Genomic DNA, 15,369 nt, shown 5'->3' with positions numbered 1-15,369 from the left:
ATTTCTATCCACGCCCGTATGCCGCCGGTTGGAATTGGGCGAAGTAAAAATATGGCCATTAAAGACTTTGGGCTGAAGCCCTACTTGCGAACGTCGAAGGACCTACCGCACGTCGAGGACGTGCCGTGGAAGCTGGTCTGCACGATGCCGTACAACTGCCACTTTCAGCCGTGGATCGAGGTGGAGAGCCCCAGCGGGGGGCAGATTTCCTTCAACTCCAGCAACCCGCTGGTGCTCTATCTGACGCCTACGGAGACCTGCACGGCCAAGCCGGGCGTGCAGCGCTACGAGGCGAAGAACTGGGTCAGTGGCGAGGGCGCGGTCTACACGATTCCAGCGGGGATGACGGTTCGAGCCGTGCAGTACCGCGAGACGGGCTACGACACGAGCTTTGCCGGCTCGTTTGTCTGCAACGATAGCGACTACAACACGCTCTGGACCAAGGCGGCGCGCACGGCCTACATCTGCATGCGGGACCACTTCTACGACTGTCCCGACCGGGAGCGGGTCGGCTTCTGGGGCGATGGGACGCCGGAGCTGAACCAGTGTTTCTATGTCTTTGACCAGAGAGCGCACACACTGGCCAAGGAGCTGGTGCTACGCAAGCTAGAGCCCAAGTTCTACCCCGGCCAGCACTTGGAGTTCCTCGGAGACTACGGGCTGTGGTTCTACTACTTGCACACCGGCGATCTGGAGTCGCTACGGAAGATCTACGAGCAGACCAAGCGGTTTTTGTTTGAAACGTATCCATTTGGCAAGCGGACGTGGTTCGACTGGGGCAAGGAGGTCAAGGATATCGCGGTAACGGAGACATGCTTCTTCTACAACTGCCTCGGCACGCTTAAGAAGATCGCGCTCGCCACGGGCCATGACTCTGATGTGCCCGAGCTCGACCGGAGGCGGGCCGCGATCCAGGCGAGCTTCGACAGCCAGTTCTGGAAGGGGAGCTACTACCAGTCCGCGCAGGTCACTACGCCCGATGACCGTGCCAATGCGATGGCGGTGAATGTCGGGCTGGCGGAGCGCGGGAAGTGGGACGCGATCTACGAGAATGTCCTGACCAAGAAGACCTACGCGAGCTGTTTCTTCGACCGGTGGGTCTTTGAGGCGCTCTGCACGATGGGGCGGCAAGAGTACGCGCTCCTTCGGATGTACGAGCGCTACAAGACCATGATCCCCTGCACCTTCACCACCCTCTGGGAGCACTACGACCGCTGGTGGGCATCGCGGATAGACGCCTTCGACGATGCATCGTCGCTGAACCATGGCTGGAACCCGCCCGCGCTGATCCTCTCCCAGAGCATCACGGGTGTCACCCCGGTGGAGCCCGGCTGGGCGACCTTCCACGTCTTGCCCAAAGAGGCGTTTCTGACGGAGATAAATCTCGTTGTCCCTACGGTGAAGGGCAGCGTGACGGTCGCGATCAAGAAGACCAAGACCGAGTACGCCCTCACGGTGACAGCGCCGCCAACGACGAAAGCCATTGTCGGGATTCCCAAGGCGGCCTTCTCGGCGCTGAAGGCGATCAAGCTCGGCAACCGAACGCTCTGGGAGAGTGGCCGTGCCCAGCGCACTCCGGTGGGGGTGGCGTTTCTCGGGGAGGACGCGGACTATGTCACGTTCTCCGTTCCCACGGGCACGTGGAAGCTCCGCGGCCTCGGGAGCCTGCCGCTCACGTCGCCCAAGCCCGCGCCAAAGCCCGTTAAAAAGGTCAAGCCGCTGGAGAAGAAGCACTGGGTCGCGTCGGCGTCCGTGCCCGACAGCTCTTTTCTCTTCAGCGGTGCTAAGATCCCTATCGCGGTTCCGGCCAGCAGCGCCATCGACGGCGACCACTGGACGGGCTGGCGGGACATGACCAAGACCCAGTACCCCGGCCAGTGGTTCCAGCTCGACCTCCAGCGCCCGGAGCGCTTCTTCAAGATCGTCCTAGACAACACTTGGGCGCTCTGGGACTCGCCCGTGGGCTACGCGGTGACGGTCTCCCAAGACGGCACCCACTGGAGCTCGCCGGTCGCCACCGGCAAGGGCGAGCTCGGGATCACCACCATCACGTTTGCTCCCCAGACCGCCCGCTTCGTCCGCATCACCCAGACCGGCACCAGCCCCACCTACCACTGGTCCATCTACGAGATCGATCTACTATGAGAGAACCTCTCCAAGCTCCCACGAAGACCCGCCCCCTGCCCGGTGAGACATTCACCGTGGCAGGGCGACCTGCGTTTGTGATCCTCCCGCCTCTCCCGGAGGGCAAGCCCATCAGTCGGCCCACTCCCTGGGTCTGGTACGCCCCCACGCTCCCCGGTCTGCCCGGCCCCGAGGAGCGCTGGATGTTTGAGCGCTTTGCAGCGGCGGGGATCGCGGTTGCGGGAATCGATGTGGGCGAGTCCTACGGGAGCCCCGATGGCCGCGCACTCTTCACCGCGCTCCACACGGAGCTCACTCAGAAGCGCGGCTTTGCGGCAAAACCGGTGCTACTGGGCAGAAGCCGCGGCGGGCTCATGACCCTGGGCTGGGCGGTGGAGAACCCCGAGAAAGTGGCGGGCTTTGCCGGAATCTACCCGGTTTGTGATCTGACCAGCTATCCCGGCGCCGCAAAGGCAAGCGGGGCCTACCACCTGACGGAAGCCGAGCTGCTCGCCAGGCTGAAGGAGCACAACCCGATCGAGAAGCTGGCCGGGCTGGCAAAGGCACAGGTCCCCCTCTTCGCCATCCAGGGCGATAGCGACACGGTTGTGCCGCTGGAAAAGAATGCGGGTGAGGTCAAGCGACGCTACGAGGCGCTGGGCGGAAAGATGCAGCTGATCGTCCCGCCCGGCCAGGGACACAACATGTGGCCCGGGTTCTTCCAGTGCCAGGAGCTAGTGGACTTTGTGATCGCGCAGGCGACCGGCCTGCGGCTCACGGCCCCCTTGGACTACCAGGTGACCCAGCGCTCGTCACGGACGAAGGGTAAGCTCACGATCACCGGCACGCTCACAGCACCTGCCGAGAAAGGCACCGTGCTGGAGGCGCGGCTGAGCGACCGTCCGTGGCAAAGGCTCAAGCCGACGTTCGACGGCACGGCGTTTACGGCGACACTGGAGGCACCCGCGGGGGGCTGGTACCGTCTGGAGGTCCGGGCCATGCGCGCGGATGCCGTCCTCGCCGAAGCGAGCGTCGCGCATGTCGGAGTCGGTGAGGTCTTTGTGGTGGCGGGGCAGTCCAACTCGGCCAACCATGGTGAGGAGAAACAGAGCACTAAGACAGGTAATGTGGTCACCTTCGAGGGCACGCGCTGGCAGCTTGCAAACGACCCACAGCCCGGTGCGAGCGGCGGCGGCGGGAGCTTTCTACCTCCGTTTGGCGACGCGATCGCGACGCGCTTTGGTGTCCCCGTCGGCTTTATCGCCTGCGGAATCGGGGGGAGCAGTGTCCGCGAATGGCTTCCCCAAGGCAGCACGTTTCCCAATCCCCCGACCATCGAGAGCCGTGTCCAAAGACGCGCCGACGGTCTCTGGGAGTCCAAAGGGGAGGCGTTTGTGATGTTCACCAGCCGCATGAAGCCGCTCGGCACACGCGGCTTTCGCGCGGTCTTGTGGCACCAGGGCGAGAGCGATGCCAACCAGAGAGACACGACGCGCACCCTGGCGGGGACCCTCTACCACGACTACCTCGCCAAGCTCATCCGCGACTCGCGCCGGGCGATCGGCTGGAATGCGCCGTGGTTTGTGGCCCAAGTGAGCTACCATGTCCCCGGTGACGAGTCCTCGCCCGAGATTCGCGCCGCCCAAGCCGCCCTCTGGAAAGAGCGCCTCGCCCTGCAAGGCCCCGACAGCGATGCCCTCACGTCCGAGTGGCGTGACACCGGCGGCAAAGGCGTCCACTTCAGCGGCCCCGGCCTCCGCGAACACGCCGCCCGCTGGGTCGAGAAAGTCGCGCCTTGGCTGGAGCGGCAGTAGCACGTAGTGCCCTAGGAACAAGTCCTTGGGCTTAAAAGGGCGACGGACACCTTCGTGCCCAATCGATTCGGTTGGCGACGAAGGCCGGGTACCCGCAGGCGGGTTGATCGCCCTCTCAAGCCCGGACACTCGTTGTCCAGGCCTACTTCGATAAGGGGTATAATCTCACTAAGTCCATAAGATAGGAGACGTTGAGATGGCTAGCGGCGAGTTTCGGAGATCCTTTGGTGAGTTCTACGAAAGTATCTACCTGCCCGATCACGCTGCTCCGCTGAACCGGTGGGTTCACTTCTTGAGCAATCTCTCGGCGCTGGTTTTCTGCGGACTCGGTGCCTGGTTTCTGAGCCTCCCCCTCTTTGCCCTGGGCGTCTGGTTCCAGCTTGGCCCGCCCTATCTAGGCCACATTCTGTTTGAGAAGACGCACCGTAGCATCGACCAATCCCCTATCTTCGCGGCGCTTGGGAGCTGGTTTACCACCTATGAAATCTTCAGGGGTAGGCAGTCCGTCACGCATGGGCGTGCACCCAAGAGCAAGCCATGAGGGAGTCTGAGCCCCAGCAGGCTCGGTTGCTCGAAGCGCTGGCGAAGTACGGTCGCAACCTCCACTCGTTCATGGTTCTGGAGCCGGGGCTCTCGGTGTGGAGCAAGGGCGATGCCATGGTGGCGTACGCCGACCGGGGAGGGTACTGGGTCGCGGTCGGGGGGCCGCTCTGCGCCTCGGAGGAGACCCTCGCGGTTGCCAGCGCGTTTCGTGAAGCGGCAAGGAAGAAGGGACGTAAGGTCGTTTTTTTCGGCGTAACTCGGCCCCTCGTTGAGCGGCTTGGCGGCTCCTTTGATGCCTTGCTGGTCGGGCTTGCCGCGGTCTGGAATCCGGCGCAGTGGCAAGAGGTTTTGGGCAGCTCTGGCAAGCTACGCAACCGGCTCAGCAAGGCCAGACGAGCCGGTGTTACCGTCCGGCTGATTGATTGTGGCGAGGTCGCCCCAGGCACGCCGCTCCGAAAGCGCTTTGTAGAGATTGTCGACTCGTGGGCGGAGCAAAAGGCGCTCCCCCCGATGGGTTTTATGGTGACCCTAGAGCTGTTTCAGCACGCGGAACGTCGCCGCTACTTTGTGGTCGAGTCGGACGGAGTTGTCCATGGCTTCGCTGTCTGCGTGCCCATCTACGGCCGGAATGGCTGGCTTCTTGAAGACATGATGATCCCCCCCGAGGCGCCCGCCGGTTGTGGGGAGTCCCTGGTGGATGCGGTGATGTGCCAGCTGCGCGACGAAGGCGCTGAGGTGGTGAGCCTAGGAATGGTGGCACTGGCAGGGCTTGATGCGGAGCAAAACTCCCAAAATCATGTGTGGCTCACAAGGCTGCTGCGTGTCTGCGCACGCTCGATGGGCTGGCTCTATAACCTAGAAGGCCTGTACCGCTTTCGTGACAAGATGAAGCCTTCCGCGTGGGAGCCCGTGTACATCGTCTCCAGCGGAAAAGTCAGTTTTTTAACCATCCGTGCCATCTTGATGGCGTTCGCCAACGGCTGGGTTCCGCGGTTTGCCGCCCGCGCGCTCGGCCGCTGGGCCCGTCAGTGGCTACAGCGACAAGCGGCCCCGCCTTCCGAAACACCGTCCCCAAAGCCCGCTCTCGATCTCCCTATCTCGCTGCTGGCGGTCGCTTGCTGCACCGCGATGGCGCTGGCCGTGGTCGGTGCTTTCCAAGGCTGGCTCCCCGCATGGCTATCGGTGGGAATCGGATTCGTGGCCGCCTTCGCCGGGTTTACCCCCATCCACGAAGCCGTGCATGGCAATGTCTCTCGGGGGAAAGTCCTGAATGCAGCCGTGGGACATCTCTGCTCGGTACTCTTGACAGGAGCGTTTCGCCCGTATTGCTTCCTCCACCGCGAGCACCACCTGCACACCAATGTCCCCACCGACGACCCCGATTTTTGGTGCGGAGCGGGACCAAGCTGGGCCGTCCCTCTGCGCTGGCTGACCCAAGACATCGGCTACCTGCGGTTCTACCTTTCACGATGGACAACCAGGCCCTGGCTTGAACGGGCGGACCTTGTGCTTTGCGGAAGTGTCTATGTTGCGCTCGCCGTTGGCGCAGGGTTGCTCCACCCCTCTCTCTTTCGTGCCTTGTTGCTGGGCTGGATTCTTCCCGCGCGCCTGGCGCTGTTTACGCTAGCGGCGACCTTCTCCTGGCTTCCTCATGCGCCGCACCAAGCAACAACACCCTACCAGGCGACCTCGGTGCGCAGCTCCCCTTGGCTGACCTGGCTGCTACTGGGGCAAAATTTCCATCTCGTGCACCATCTCGACCCGAGCAAGCCGTTTTATCGTCTGGCGAGTATCTGGAAGCACAAACGGGAGGACTTTATGAGCCATGGAGCGGTCGATTGCAGCGGTTTGAACAAAAGCGAACAAACATGACCTCGCCAAAGTCAGGAATCAAAATCCTCTCAGAGACCATCGGGAGTGGCCCTGAGCTAAAAAGGGGCGACTGTGTGCGCCTGCGGTACGACATTCAGCTCTGTCGCGGGGATTTTCTCGTCCAAGACCAGGAGGCCATGTATACCGTGGGCGACCGGGACTTTGTCGCGGGATTTCGGTACGGATTGGAGGGGCTCCGTTCGGGCGGAGTACGCCGGTTTCGCGCAAGCCCCCATTTGTGCTATGGTGACATGGCGCTAGGGAGCGTCCCTGCAAACGCAGCACTTATTTTTGATATTAAGTCTTCGGAGATCGTCCTTGCGACGACAGACGATCGGGAAGAGGCATCTTAAATGCCACAGTCTCTTGGCCTTGTCTCCGTGGTTGTCCGTGACTACGACGAAGCGCTTGCTTTCTATGTGGACACGCTGGGCTTCACGCTTCGGGAAGACACCTACCAGCCTGCCCAGGACAAGCGCTGGGTGGTGGTCGCGCCGCCCGGAGCCAAGGAATCGGGGCTCTTGCTGGCGCGGGCGACGAGCGAGCAGCAGCGCGCGCGGGTGGGCGACCAGACCGGTGGCCGGGTCTTTCTCTTTCTCTACACCGACGATTTCTGGCGCGACTTTGCGGCCTACAAAGCCAAGGGCGTGGTCTTTGTCCGAGAGCCGACACAAGAGAGCTACGGGACGGTCGCGGTGTTCCAGGACCTCTACGGGAACCTCTGGGACTTGCTGGAGCCCACGCACAGCGGCGGCGACAACTAGGCACTAGCCCTGTGCTACAATCCCCCATGCTCAAGGGAATCCACCACGCGGCGATCATCTGCTCGGACTACGCGGTCTCGAAGCGCTTCTACACCGAGGTCCTGGGCCTGCGGATCGTCAGCGAGCACTTCCGGGCGGCCCGAAACTCCTACAAGCTCGATCTGGCGCTCCCCGATGGCGCACAGCTCGAGCTGTTCTCGTTTCCCGGCGCCCCGCCTAGGCCGTCGTACCCTGAGGCACAGGGCTTGCGGCACCTGGCGTTTGCTGTGGACGATGTCGCGGCGTGTAAGGGCGCTCTGGAGTCTCAAGGCATCACGGTCGAGGAAGTCCGCACCGATGCGCTCACGAGCAAGCGCTTTGTCTTCTTCGCCGACCCCGACGGCCTCCCGCTGGAGCTCTACGAATTATGATTATGCTATAATGGCCTCATGAAGCCCCCCTCCTTCTCCCTCGCAGGAGTTCCCTACTTCCACCGCTGGAGCCAAGGGGACCAGCACGAGTACACGCCCAAAGACCAAGAGGATCTGGAGAAGTGGATCGACATGGTCACCCTGGTGGTCTATCCCAAGGTCACCGACCCGCAGGGGCTTGCCATGAGAGCAAACACGCTCCTGGACAACTACCAAGCAACCAAGTCCGCGAAGGTCGTCGTCCTCAAGACCAGCTCCGTGCCTGCGACCAAGGCCAAGCCCGCGGAACACCTGGTTGTCGCCCTGCTCGCCACCGATGCGTTCCTAGAGCTCGCCTTCACGCGGTTCCGGCTACGAAAAAGAGTCGGGGGATCGGTGGTGTACTCCCGCCGCTTCTATGGCACCGATGTGAGCGAGGCAGCGACAGCATGGCTGAAGAAGAACGGTCCCGCGACGGAGAAAGCACTCCTCGCCTGGGACGCCATGCCGCCCCCCCTCGCCCCCAAGTAGCCGATGATTGTCTACCGAGACCACTTAGAGGGACTCACTCCCGAGGCGCTACGCGGCTTTTTTGTGGGCTGGCCGACGCCCCCTACCCCCGAGCAGCACTGGGAGATTCTAGAGCGAAGCTTTGCCTTTGTACTGGCCTACGACACCGACACACAGGAAGTTGTCGGCTTTGTCACCGCCCTCTCCGACGGAGTCTTTGCCGCCTTTATCCCGCTCCTGGAGGTACGCCCCGGCCACCAAAAGTGCGGGATAGGGAAAGCCCTGGTGCAGCAGATAGAGCAGCGGCTGGCCGGGGTCTACTCCATCGACCTTGTCTGCGACCCGGAGCTTGTTCCCTACTACGTCACACTGGGCTACCAGAGCCTCGCGGGACAAGGCAAGCGCTTCCGACGAAGGAACGCAACGCCGCAGTAAGCCCCACATTTGACGGGGCCGTGCAGAAAGATGGGGTGCGGCCCTGGGCCGCTTCGCGCTTGCGCGGCCCGGGTACCCTCTGGGTGGTGGGCCTTTCAGGCCCCGAGCAAGGAAACGGTTCAAGAATGGCAACGGAGATAGAGCGTAAGTTTCTGGTGACGGGCGACGGCTGGCAGAGCACCACGCCCACCTACTACTGCCAGGGCTACCTCAACCGCGACAAGCACCGCACCGTGCGGGTCCGCGTGGCGGGGGAGCACGGCTTTCTGACGGTCAAGGGAATCACCACGGGAGCGAGCCGGGCGGAGTTTGAGTACGGGATTCCTTTGGACGATGCCAAGGCGCTTCTCACACTCTGCGACGGCCCGCTGGTGGAGAAGCTGCGTCACGTGGTCGAGCACAAGGGCATGTGCTGGGAGATCGACGCCTTTCTCGGGGACAACGAGGGGCTCATCGTCGCGGAGATCGAGCTGGAGTCCGAGGCGCAAGAGCTCGCCCTCCCTGACTGGGTCGGCGCGGAGATTACCGGCGAGGCGCGGTACTACAACTCCAACCTTGCAGCCGTGCCCTACAAACACTGGGGACACCCCGCAGAATGACGGCCAGAGAATCCGTCGGGGTTGATCTCGGGGGAACAAAGCTACTCTTGGCCTGTGGCGCACGGGTGGAGCGTCTCGCGACCGGGCCAGCGTTTACCCCGGCGGCGCTGGAGGCCGCGCTACGTGCCTTTGTGCGGGACCAGCCCGAGCGGCCCGAGGCGCTTGGAATTGCAGTACCGGGTCTGGTCGATGCAAGCGGCTGCGTGGTGGCCTGCGATGTGCTCCCGGCGCTGGTGGGCTGGAGCGCTCCCCAAGCCCTCCGTGACCTTGCCTGTCCCGTCACGGTCACCAATGACCTCACGGCCGCACTCGCGGAGGAATTTGCCAACCCAGAGTCGGGGCTGACGGCGGGGGTGGTGCTGGTAGGCACCGCGGTCGGGGCGGCGTTCCTGGTGGAGGGAGTGCCCTTGCGTGGTGCCACGGGCTGGGCCGGGGAGCTGGGGTACCTGCCCCTTACCGGGGAGGGGAGTGTCCAGCGCCTCGATCTGCTCGCGGGCGGCGCGGCCCTCGCGGCCCGGTGTGGCGTATCGCCCGCAGAGCTTGCGGCGAGGGCGGAGGAGCCAGAGCTTCAAGCGGTGATTTGTGAGGGCGGCAGGGCACTTGGGCTTGGGCTTGCGGCGGTGATCAACCTCCTCAACCCAGCGCACTTGGCGGTCGGTGGCGGGACATTTCTACTTCCCGGCTACGAAGCCGCGGCCCGGAGCGCCGCACAAGCCTACAGCCTGCCTGAGCTCTGGGAGGCCTGCACGCTGAAACGGGTAGCTGCAGGAGAGCTTGTCGTGGCCTACGGCGCGGCGCGTATCGCCCTTCAAGGTGGGAAATAGGCAGACACGGAGCGCGGAATCTGTTATCATTCCCGCAAGCTTTCGGTGGGGAAGCGTGAAGGAGCAAGGGCAGATGGGTTTGGATGCGTTTCTTTTCGACGATGCAGCGATGCGCGATTTTATTGTCAATGGCTACTGCGTGTTAAAAGTAGACCTTCCGCCATCGTTTCATGAGCAGGTTTTTGAGAAGACCAAGAAGATCCTCGCCGAGGACGGCAACCCGGGCAACAATATCCTCCCCCGCATCCCCGAGGTGCAGGAGGTCTTCGATGCGCCCCAAGTGCGCGGCGCGCTGACCAGCCTTTTAGGGCCGTCGTACGTGATGCATGTCCACCGGTTTGCGCATCCCAATGGGCCGGGCGGCAACGGCGGCGGCTGGCATAAAGATAGCTACTGGGGCTACTCCAAGGTGCGCGACCACCATCCCCGCTGGATCATGGCGATGTACTACCCGCAAGATGCCCCTGCAGAGATCGGGCCGACCGGTGCCATCCCCGGGAGCCAGTACTACGAGTCGCGGGTGCCGACCCTGCCGCTGAGCCCTGAAGTCGCGGCGCTCGATCCCGACGGCATCGGGCTTCCCGTGGCGGGCGAGGCGGGGAGCGTGATCCTCATCCACTTCGACCTCTGGCACCGGGCGTTTCCCAACCACACGGACAGAGAGCGCTACATGTTCAAGTTCCAGTTCACGCGCCTCGATGAGCCGATGCCTGGCGAGGCGCACTGGAAGCGTGAGTCGGCAGAGATTCCACTAAGCGCGGAGCTGGCGAAAAATCCTCGCAGCCCGCTCTGGCGGCAGATGTGGCACTGGCTAGCGGGCGAGAGTGCGTGGGAGACCACGGGCGATCCCGAGGCGCTCAAAACCGAGCTCTGGGACAGCGCGGAGGAGACGCGGCTGAGTGCGGCCTATACGCTCGGGGGCCTCGGTGCGGAGGGCGTCGCTGTGTTGCGTGAGGGTCTCCTGCACGACGGCGAGCGCGACGATCTCCGGCGCGCGGCGTGCTACGGGCTGAGTGTGGCGGGAGCGGCGGCGCTTCCCACGCTCACCGAGGCGCTGGCGTCGGAGAGCGAGCGCACACGCGGCTATGCGGTCTATGCGCTGGGCGATCTGGGAGCACGTGCGGCGGAGGCACTCCCCGCACTCACACCTCTCACCGACGATCCCTCGGCGTTTGTCAGGCGCCAGCTCGCGGATGCTTTAGGCCAGATCAAGAGCCAGCCCGAGCTCTCCGTGCCCGCGCTGACACGCCTGCTTGAAGACCCCGACGCCCAGACGCGCTTCAATGCCGCCTACGGTCTGGCAAAGTTCCGCGAGAAAGCCGTCTCCGCCGTCCCCGCGCTGGCCAGCGCCCTCACCGACCAGAACCGCTACGTCCGCGGCCACGCCACGATCGCCCTAGAGCAGCTCGGGTCGGCGTCCCCGGAGGCGCTCAAGACCCTCCTGCACCACTTCCACACCACCCGCTGGTGCCCGCTCACCACGCGGGAGAGTAGTTTCTAGGCCCTTTGAACCACCACACCTAAATCACGTCCAATCTCGCAATGAAACCCACACTTCTTCTCTCCGCTGCCCTGCTGGCTCTGCCCACGCTTCCTGGCATGGCGCAGCCCGCGAAGCCCAATATCGTCTTTATCCTTGCCGATGACCTTGGGGTTGCCAATGTGGGGTGCTATGGTGCCGATGGGGTGAAGACGCCCCATATCGATGCGCTGGCAAAGAACGGGACGCGCTACACCCGCGCCTACACCGCCCCTCTCTGTGGACCCTCGCGGGCGTGCATTCTCACGGGGCGTTATGCCTTTCGCACGGGGGCAACCAATCAGGACGCCACGGGGCAGATGACGCCGGATGGGGAGACCATGATGCCCACGGTGCTCAAGCAAGCGGGCTACGTGACGGCGGCAGTCGGCAAGTGGGGTCAGCTCCCGCTCGGCCCCGCAGACTTTGGCTTCGACGACTACCTGCGCTTCAATGGGAGCGGGGTCTACTGGAGTAAGGGCGGCAAGAAAGAGGCCTATACCGAGAACGGTCAAGGCAAGACCCTCGGCCCCAAAGCGTACATGCCCGACCTGATGCACCAGCATGTTGTGAGCTTTCTCAACAAAAACCAGGCAAAGCCGTTCTATCTCTACTACTCGATGTCGCATGTCCATGGGGAGATTCAGCCCACGCCCGACAGCGCGCCGGGGAGCAAGGACCTTTACAGCGACAACCTGGTCTACATGGACAAGCTGGTGGGTAAGCTAGTCGCGGAGCTGGAGCGGCTGAAGCTGCGCGAGAAGACCCTGATTGTCTTTGTGGGCGATAATGGCACCGCGGGGGGCTACGCCAAGACCTCGACCATCGGGGGCAAGCCACTCTCGGGGCAGAAAGGCATGATGCTGGAGGGCGGGGCTCTGGTCCCCCTGATCGTCAGCTGGCCCAGTGTCACCCCCCAAGGCCGCGTCTCTGAGCAGCTAATCGACTCCACAGATTTTTTCCCGACCTTTGCCGCGCTGGCAGGCGCGCCGCTCCCCACGAAAAACCGGCTTGATGGCCAGAGCTTTAGCGCCTCCGTGCTGGGCAAGCCGGGGACGCCGCGCGACTGGATCTTTATCGAGCTGGCCCGCCAGTGGTATGTCCGTGAGCAGAAATGGAAGCTCAACCAGGCTGGCGAGCTCTTTGACATGAGCGGTGCCCCGTTTAGTGAGCCGCTTGTCCCCGCCGATACCAAGGACCCTAGTGCGCTTGCCGCCCGCAAGCGCCTGCTGGCCGCGCTCGACAAACTCAACCCCGCCGGGGGCATCCTCGACCAAGGCGATGGCACGGGCCGCCACGCCAGCAAGGCCAAGAAGAAAGAAGACGCGGTGGCGACGGTCACCGACAAGGTGCTGGAAGGGCGCTTCGATAAGCTCGATACTAAGAAGACGGGCAAGCTCACTCTGGAGCAGTTTTTGAGCAACAAGACCGACCCCGCCGCCGCCAAGGCACGCTTCGCCAAGCTCGACACCAACCACGATGGTATCCTCACGCGGGACGAGTTCCTGGCGCAGGGAAAGAAGTAAGAGATCAAGATGCAACAGAAACTACAGCGGGTATGGGAGGGGCTGGGCGGCTATATCAGCATGGATGTCCCCGCGCCGCCCGAGGAGTTTGGCTACGGTGTCAGCCTCTACGCCAATGCCTGGCCGCTGGTCGAGAGGCCTCTGCGGGACTTCCAGATCGGGCTGGCGTCGATTTGGATCGTCCCCGAGAACCGCAAGATCAACGAGCCGCTCCTGCCCACGGGCACGGTCGCGCGGGACAACTGGCCCGAGCGCGGCCCCAGCTACCGCGATGTGTTTCAGACGATCGAGGGCGGCCTGGGCTTCTGGGCCAGCACGCGCTTTGGCTCCCCCACCGCCAAGTTTCGCATGAACGGCACCGCCAATGGCTACAACCACGAGATCGCATCGCCAGGCTGGGGGTTTGGGAAGCTCAACGCGCTCAAGCCCGACGAGCTGGGGATCGCGCAGCTCAGCCCGCGGATTCTGGTCCCGCCCGATGGCATGACCTTCCAGGACGGCACCTGCGGCGAGCTACTCGGCTACGCCTGGATGGCCCTGCCGCTGACCCAGGCCAAGTCCCAGACCGCGGGGCTTCCGATTCCCACGGGCAACCAGTGCTGGACGCTCTTTCTCAATGCGACCAACTTCAAGGGGCCGGTTGCCTTCTACACTCCCGTGACCTGGAGCCGTATCTCCCGCCGCCACGCACCCGCGGTGACACGCGGCCTCGATGCCCGGCCCGGCCTGGTGACCGGCGGCGCGATCGAGATCAACACCGTCCCTCGGTTTCAGAGCGCCGAGGTTGGGGGGGCGGTCTACAACAAGATCCCGCGCCTGCAGTTTCCCGTGGACAAGCAGGGGCGGACAGTTCTGCTGCACAACCTGACCCACTACTCCAAAGACGCCCTCTATCATCAAGTGGAGCGCTGGCTCGCAGGAGACGGGAAAGCTCCAAGCCGCTTCGACGACAAGGCGTCCAACACGCCTCCGTGCAAAGCGCGGCCTTTGGTGGTTCGCCAGGGTAGTGAGAAGCTCCCGATGAAGGGGGTCGAGGGTTGGGTGGAGACCAAGGCGTTTGACCAGAGCACCTTTGGCCTCCAGTGGAACGAGTCCGTATTGGAGCCGTGGACCAAGACCATGCGGCGCGGCTCCTTCCCCGAGTACACAAAAAAAGAGGGCAAGACCCTCACCGCCATCACGGTCTCGCTTGTCCCCGACCAGACCGGGCTCAAGACCGCGCAGTTCGAGCCCGCCCGCACCGGCCAGGTCTACTCGTCGCCGGAGAGCAGCGAGAGTGTCTGGAAGAGGCCCGGCGCGAAGGCCGGCCCGTTTGAAGCCAAGCTCGCCGATGGGAGTGTCGTGACCTACTACTGGTACCGCTTTATCGACCAGCCGTCGCTCCAGGACGCCGATCTAAGCGAGGCGGAGAAGCAGCGCTTGCAGGCCGTGGTTGAGAAGATCCACGCGGCTTGGACGGAGAAGAAAGAGTACCTGCCGCCGCCCAGCACGGGCACCCTCGCGACACTCGATCCTGCGCTACTGGTCAAGCCCCCGCGCGGCCTGGAGCGCGGCTACGTCCCCATCGCCGTCCGACAGGAGGCCCCCCGATGACCCGGTCTCAGGCGCTTGCCTGCCTCACGCTGCTCTGCGGCTCCCTGGTGCGCGCCGACGAGCCCCAGAAAACGGGCTGGCCGCTGACCGAGGCGGAGCGCGCCTATGTCCTCAAGCCCGAGTACGAGCGCCGGCCCGGAGCCGACGAGAAAAAGCACCTGCCTGCGCTCTGGCCCTCCACACCGTCGGCGGGGTTCTGGGGCGGGACCAGCTGGCTCGATACCCACGCCAAGCTCGTGGACTATGTGAAGGCCAATCAAGGCCCCGTGGATGTCTTGCTGGTGGGCGATAGCCTCACCCAGCAGTGGGGCACGTCCTGGGCGAGGCACTTCGGGAGCTATAAGACCGTCAATATCGGAATCGGCGGCGACAAGACCCAGAATGTCCTCTGGCGCTTGGACCACGGCGGTGTCGAAGGGCTCCAGCCACGCCTGATCGTGCTGATGATCGGCAACAACAACATGTTCTTCACCCCCGAGACCGGTGTCGAGGCCGCCGCCAAGGGGGTCAAGGCGTGCGTCGAGAACCTGCGCGCAAAGTTCCCCAAGGCCGAGGTAATTGTCGCCAAGATCCTCCCCGCCCACGCGCCCGGCAATGCGTTCTACGAGGACATCAAGAAGACCAATGCTGCGCTCGATCCCCTCAAGCTGGAGAGCGATCCCAAGGTCCACGTGCTAGACCTCTGGAGCGACTTTACCAGCGCCAGCGGCACCCTCAAGCCCGGGCTCTTCACCCCCGACAACATCCACCTCACGCCCGAGGGCTACGCGGTCTACGCCGAGCGCCTGAAGCCGCTGCTGGAGAAGGCCCTCGCAGGAAAAGGGCGCGGGGCTAAGGAATGATGCAGAGAAGCAACC

Annotated in this window: 15 protein-coding genes; all 15 read left to right on the top strand. The window is 63.7% G+C overall.

Features of this window, described 5'->3' with window-relative positions:
- Positions 1-51: 51 nt before the first annotated feature.
- The 15 genes from HNQ39_RS09540 to HNQ39_RS09470 all read left to right on the top strand — a co-directional run bounded on the left by HNQ39_RS09540 (position 52) and on the right by HNQ39_RS09470 (position 15,354).
- The gene (locus HNQ39_RS09540) at positions 52-2,145 is read left to right on the top strand and encodes an alpha-L-rhamnosidase-related protein (protein ID WP_184194496.1); all 2,094 of its coding nucleotides are present in this window, start codon (positions 52-54) and stop codon (positions 2,143-2,145) included.
- Positions 2,142-3,938 (top strand): sialate O-acetylesterase, encoded by a 1,797-nt coding sequence (locus HNQ39_RS09535; protein WP_184194493.1) that lies wholly within the window; start codon positions 2,142-2,144, stop codon positions 3,936-3,938. Before HNQ39_RS09540 ends, HNQ39_RS09535 begins: the two co-directional genes overlap by 4 nt.
- A gap of 196 nt (positions 3,939-4,134) precedes the next feature.
- Positions 4,135-4,479 (top strand): Mpo1-like protein, encoded by a 345-nt coding sequence (locus HNQ39_RS09530; protein ID WP_184194490.1) that lies wholly within the window; start codon positions 4,135-4,137, stop codon positions 4,477-4,479.
- Positions 4,476-6,353 (top strand): phosphatidylglycerol lysyltransferase domain-containing protein, encoded by a 1,878-nt coding sequence (locus HNQ39_RS09525; RefSeq protein WP_184194487.1) that lies wholly within the window; start codon positions 4,476-4,478, stop codon positions 6,351-6,353. The genes HNQ39_RS09530 and HNQ39_RS09525 overlap by 4 nt, the downstream gene beginning before the upstream one ends.
- Positions 6,350-6,706 (top strand): FKBP-type peptidyl-prolyl cis-trans isomerase, encoded by a 357-nt coding sequence (locus HNQ39_RS30790; RefSeq protein ID WP_184194484.1) that lies wholly within the window; start codon positions 6,350-6,352, stop codon positions 6,704-6,706. Before HNQ39_RS09525 ends, HNQ39_RS30790 begins: the two co-directional genes overlap by 4 nt.
- Positions 6,707-7,117, top strand: coding sequence for a VOC family protein (locus tag HNQ39_RS09515; protein ID WP_184194481.1), 411 nt, complete (start codon positions 6,707-6,709; stop codon positions 7,115-7,117). It abuts the gene before it with no gap.
- Positions 7,118-7,143: 26 nt separating this feature from the next.
- The gene (gene gloA2 / locus HNQ39_RS09510; protein WP_184194478.1) at positions 7,144-7,527 is read left to right on the top strand and encodes an SMU1112c/YaeR family gloxylase I-like metalloprotein; all 384 of its coding nucleotides are present in this window, start codon (positions 7,144-7,146) and stop codon (positions 7,525-7,527) included.
- 18 nt (positions 7,528-7,545) lie between these two features.
- Positions 7,546-8,037: a hypothetical protein gene (locus HNQ39_RS09505; protein WP_184194475.1), complete on the top strand. Its 492-nt coding sequence runs from the start codon at positions 7,546-7,548 to the stop codon at positions 8,035-8,037.
- A gap of 3 nt (positions 8,038-8,040) precedes the next feature.
- Positions 8,041-8,451 (top strand): GNAT family N-acetyltransferase, encoded by a 411-nt coding sequence (locus HNQ39_RS09500; RefSeq protein WP_184194472.1) that lies wholly within the window; start codon positions 8,041-8,043, stop codon positions 8,449-8,451.
- Between the two features lie 125 nt (positions 8,452-8,576).
- Positions 8,577-9,050: a CYTH domain-containing protein gene (locus tag HNQ39_RS09495; RefSeq protein ID WP_184194469.1), complete on the top strand. Its 474-nt coding sequence runs from the start codon at positions 8,577-8,579 to the stop codon at positions 9,048-9,050.
- A complete protein-coding gene (locus tag HNQ39_RS09490; protein WP_184194466.1) occupies positions 9,047-9,874 on the top strand; it encodes an ROK family protein in 828 nt (275 codons plus the stop codon). The genes HNQ39_RS09495 and HNQ39_RS09490 overlap by 4 nt, the downstream gene beginning before the upstream one ends.
- Positions 9,875-9,953: 79 nt before the next feature.
- Entirely contained in the window at positions 9,954-11,375 is a 1,422-nt protein-coding gene (locus HNQ39_RS09485; protein ID WP_184194462.1) for a HEAT repeat domain-containing protein, read from the top strand.
- A gap of 41 nt (positions 11,376-11,416) precedes the next feature.
- Positions 11,417-12,919, top strand: coding sequence for a sulfatase-like hydrolase/transferase (locus HNQ39_RS09480; protein WP_184194459.1), 1,503 nt, complete (start codon positions 11,417-11,419; stop codon positions 12,917-12,919).
- A 9-nt stretch (positions 12,920-12,928) separates the two neighbouring features.
- A complete protein-coding gene (locus HNQ39_RS09475; RefSeq protein WP_184194456.1) occupies positions 12,929-14,512 on the top strand; it encodes a hypothetical protein in 1,584 nt (527 codons plus the stop codon).
- Positions 14,509-15,354 (top strand): GDSL-type esterase/lipase family protein, encoded by an 846-nt coding sequence (locus tag HNQ39_RS09470; protein WP_184194454.1) that lies wholly within the window; start codon positions 14,509-14,511, stop codon positions 15,352-15,354. Before HNQ39_RS09475 ends, HNQ39_RS09470 begins: the two co-directional genes overlap by 4 nt.
- Positions 15,355-15,369: the final 15 nt, after the last annotated feature.

The sequence above is a fragment of the Armatimonas rosea genome, assembly GCF_014202505.1.
Taxonomy (GTDB): Bacteria; Armatimonadota; Armatimonadia; order Armatimonadales; family Armatimonadaceae; genus Armatimonas; species Armatimonas rosea.
The sequence above is the reverse complement of the archived record's forward strand: the minus strand, read 5'-3'. Positions and strand labels throughout refer to the sequence as shown.

Excerpts from the sequence above, each read along its gene's own strand:
- HNQ39_RS09540 (WP_184194496.1), top strand. The coding sequence starts at position 52 with ATGGCCATTAAAGACTTTGGGCTGAAGCCCTACTTGCGAACGTCGAAG.
- HNQ39_RS09535 (WP_184194493.1), top strand. The coding sequence starts at position 2,142 with ATGAGAGAACCTCTCCAAGCTCCCACGAAGACCCGCCCCCTGCCCGGT.
- HNQ39_RS09530 (WP_184194490.1), top strand. The coding sequence starts at position 4,135 with ATGGCTAGCGGCGAGTTTCGGAGATCCTTTGGTGAGTTCTACGAAAGT.
- HNQ39_RS09525 (WP_184194487.1), top strand. The coding sequence starts at position 4,476 with ATGAGGGAGTCTGAGCCCCAGCAGGCTCGGTTGCTCGAAGCGCTGGCG.
- HNQ39_RS30790 (WP_184194484.1), top strand. The coding sequence starts at position 6,350 with ATGACCTCGCCAAAGTCAGGAATCAAAATCCTCTCAGAGACCATCGGG.
- HNQ39_RS09515 (WP_184194481.1), top strand. The coding sequence starts at position 6,707 with ATGCCACAGTCTCTTGGCCTTGTCTCCGTGGTTGTCCGTGACTACGAC.
- gloA2 (WP_184194478.1), top strand. The coding sequence starts at position 7,144 with ATGCTCAAGGGAATCCACCACGCGGCGATCATCTGCTCGGACTACGCG.
- HNQ39_RS09505 (WP_184194475.1), top strand. The coding sequence starts at position 7,546 with ATGAAGCCCCCCTCCTTCTCCCTCGCAGGAGTTCCCTACTTCCACCGC.
- HNQ39_RS09500 (WP_184194472.1), top strand. The coding sequence starts at position 8,041 with ATGATTGTCTACCGAGACCACTTAGAGGGACTCACTCCCGAGGCGCTA.
- HNQ39_RS09495 (WP_184194469.1), top strand. The coding sequence starts at position 8,577 with ATGGCAACGGAGATAGAGCGTAAGTTTCTGGTGACGGGCGACGGCTGG.
- HNQ39_RS09490 (WP_184194466.1), top strand. The coding sequence starts at position 9,047 with ATGACGGCCAGAGAATCCGTCGGGGTTGATCTCGGGGGAACAAAGCTA.
- HNQ39_RS09480 (WP_184194459.1), top strand. The coding sequence starts at position 11,417 with ATGAAACCCACACTTCTTCTCTCCGCTGCCCTGCTGGCTCTGCCCACG.
- HNQ39_RS09475 (WP_184194456.1), top strand. The coding sequence starts at position 12,929 with ATGCAACAGAAACTACAGCGGGTATGGGAGGGGCTGGGCGGCTATATC.
- HNQ39_RS09470 (WP_184194454.1), top strand. The coding sequence starts at position 14,509 with ATGACCCGGTCTCAGGCGCTTGCCTGCCTCACGCTGCTCTGCGGCTCC.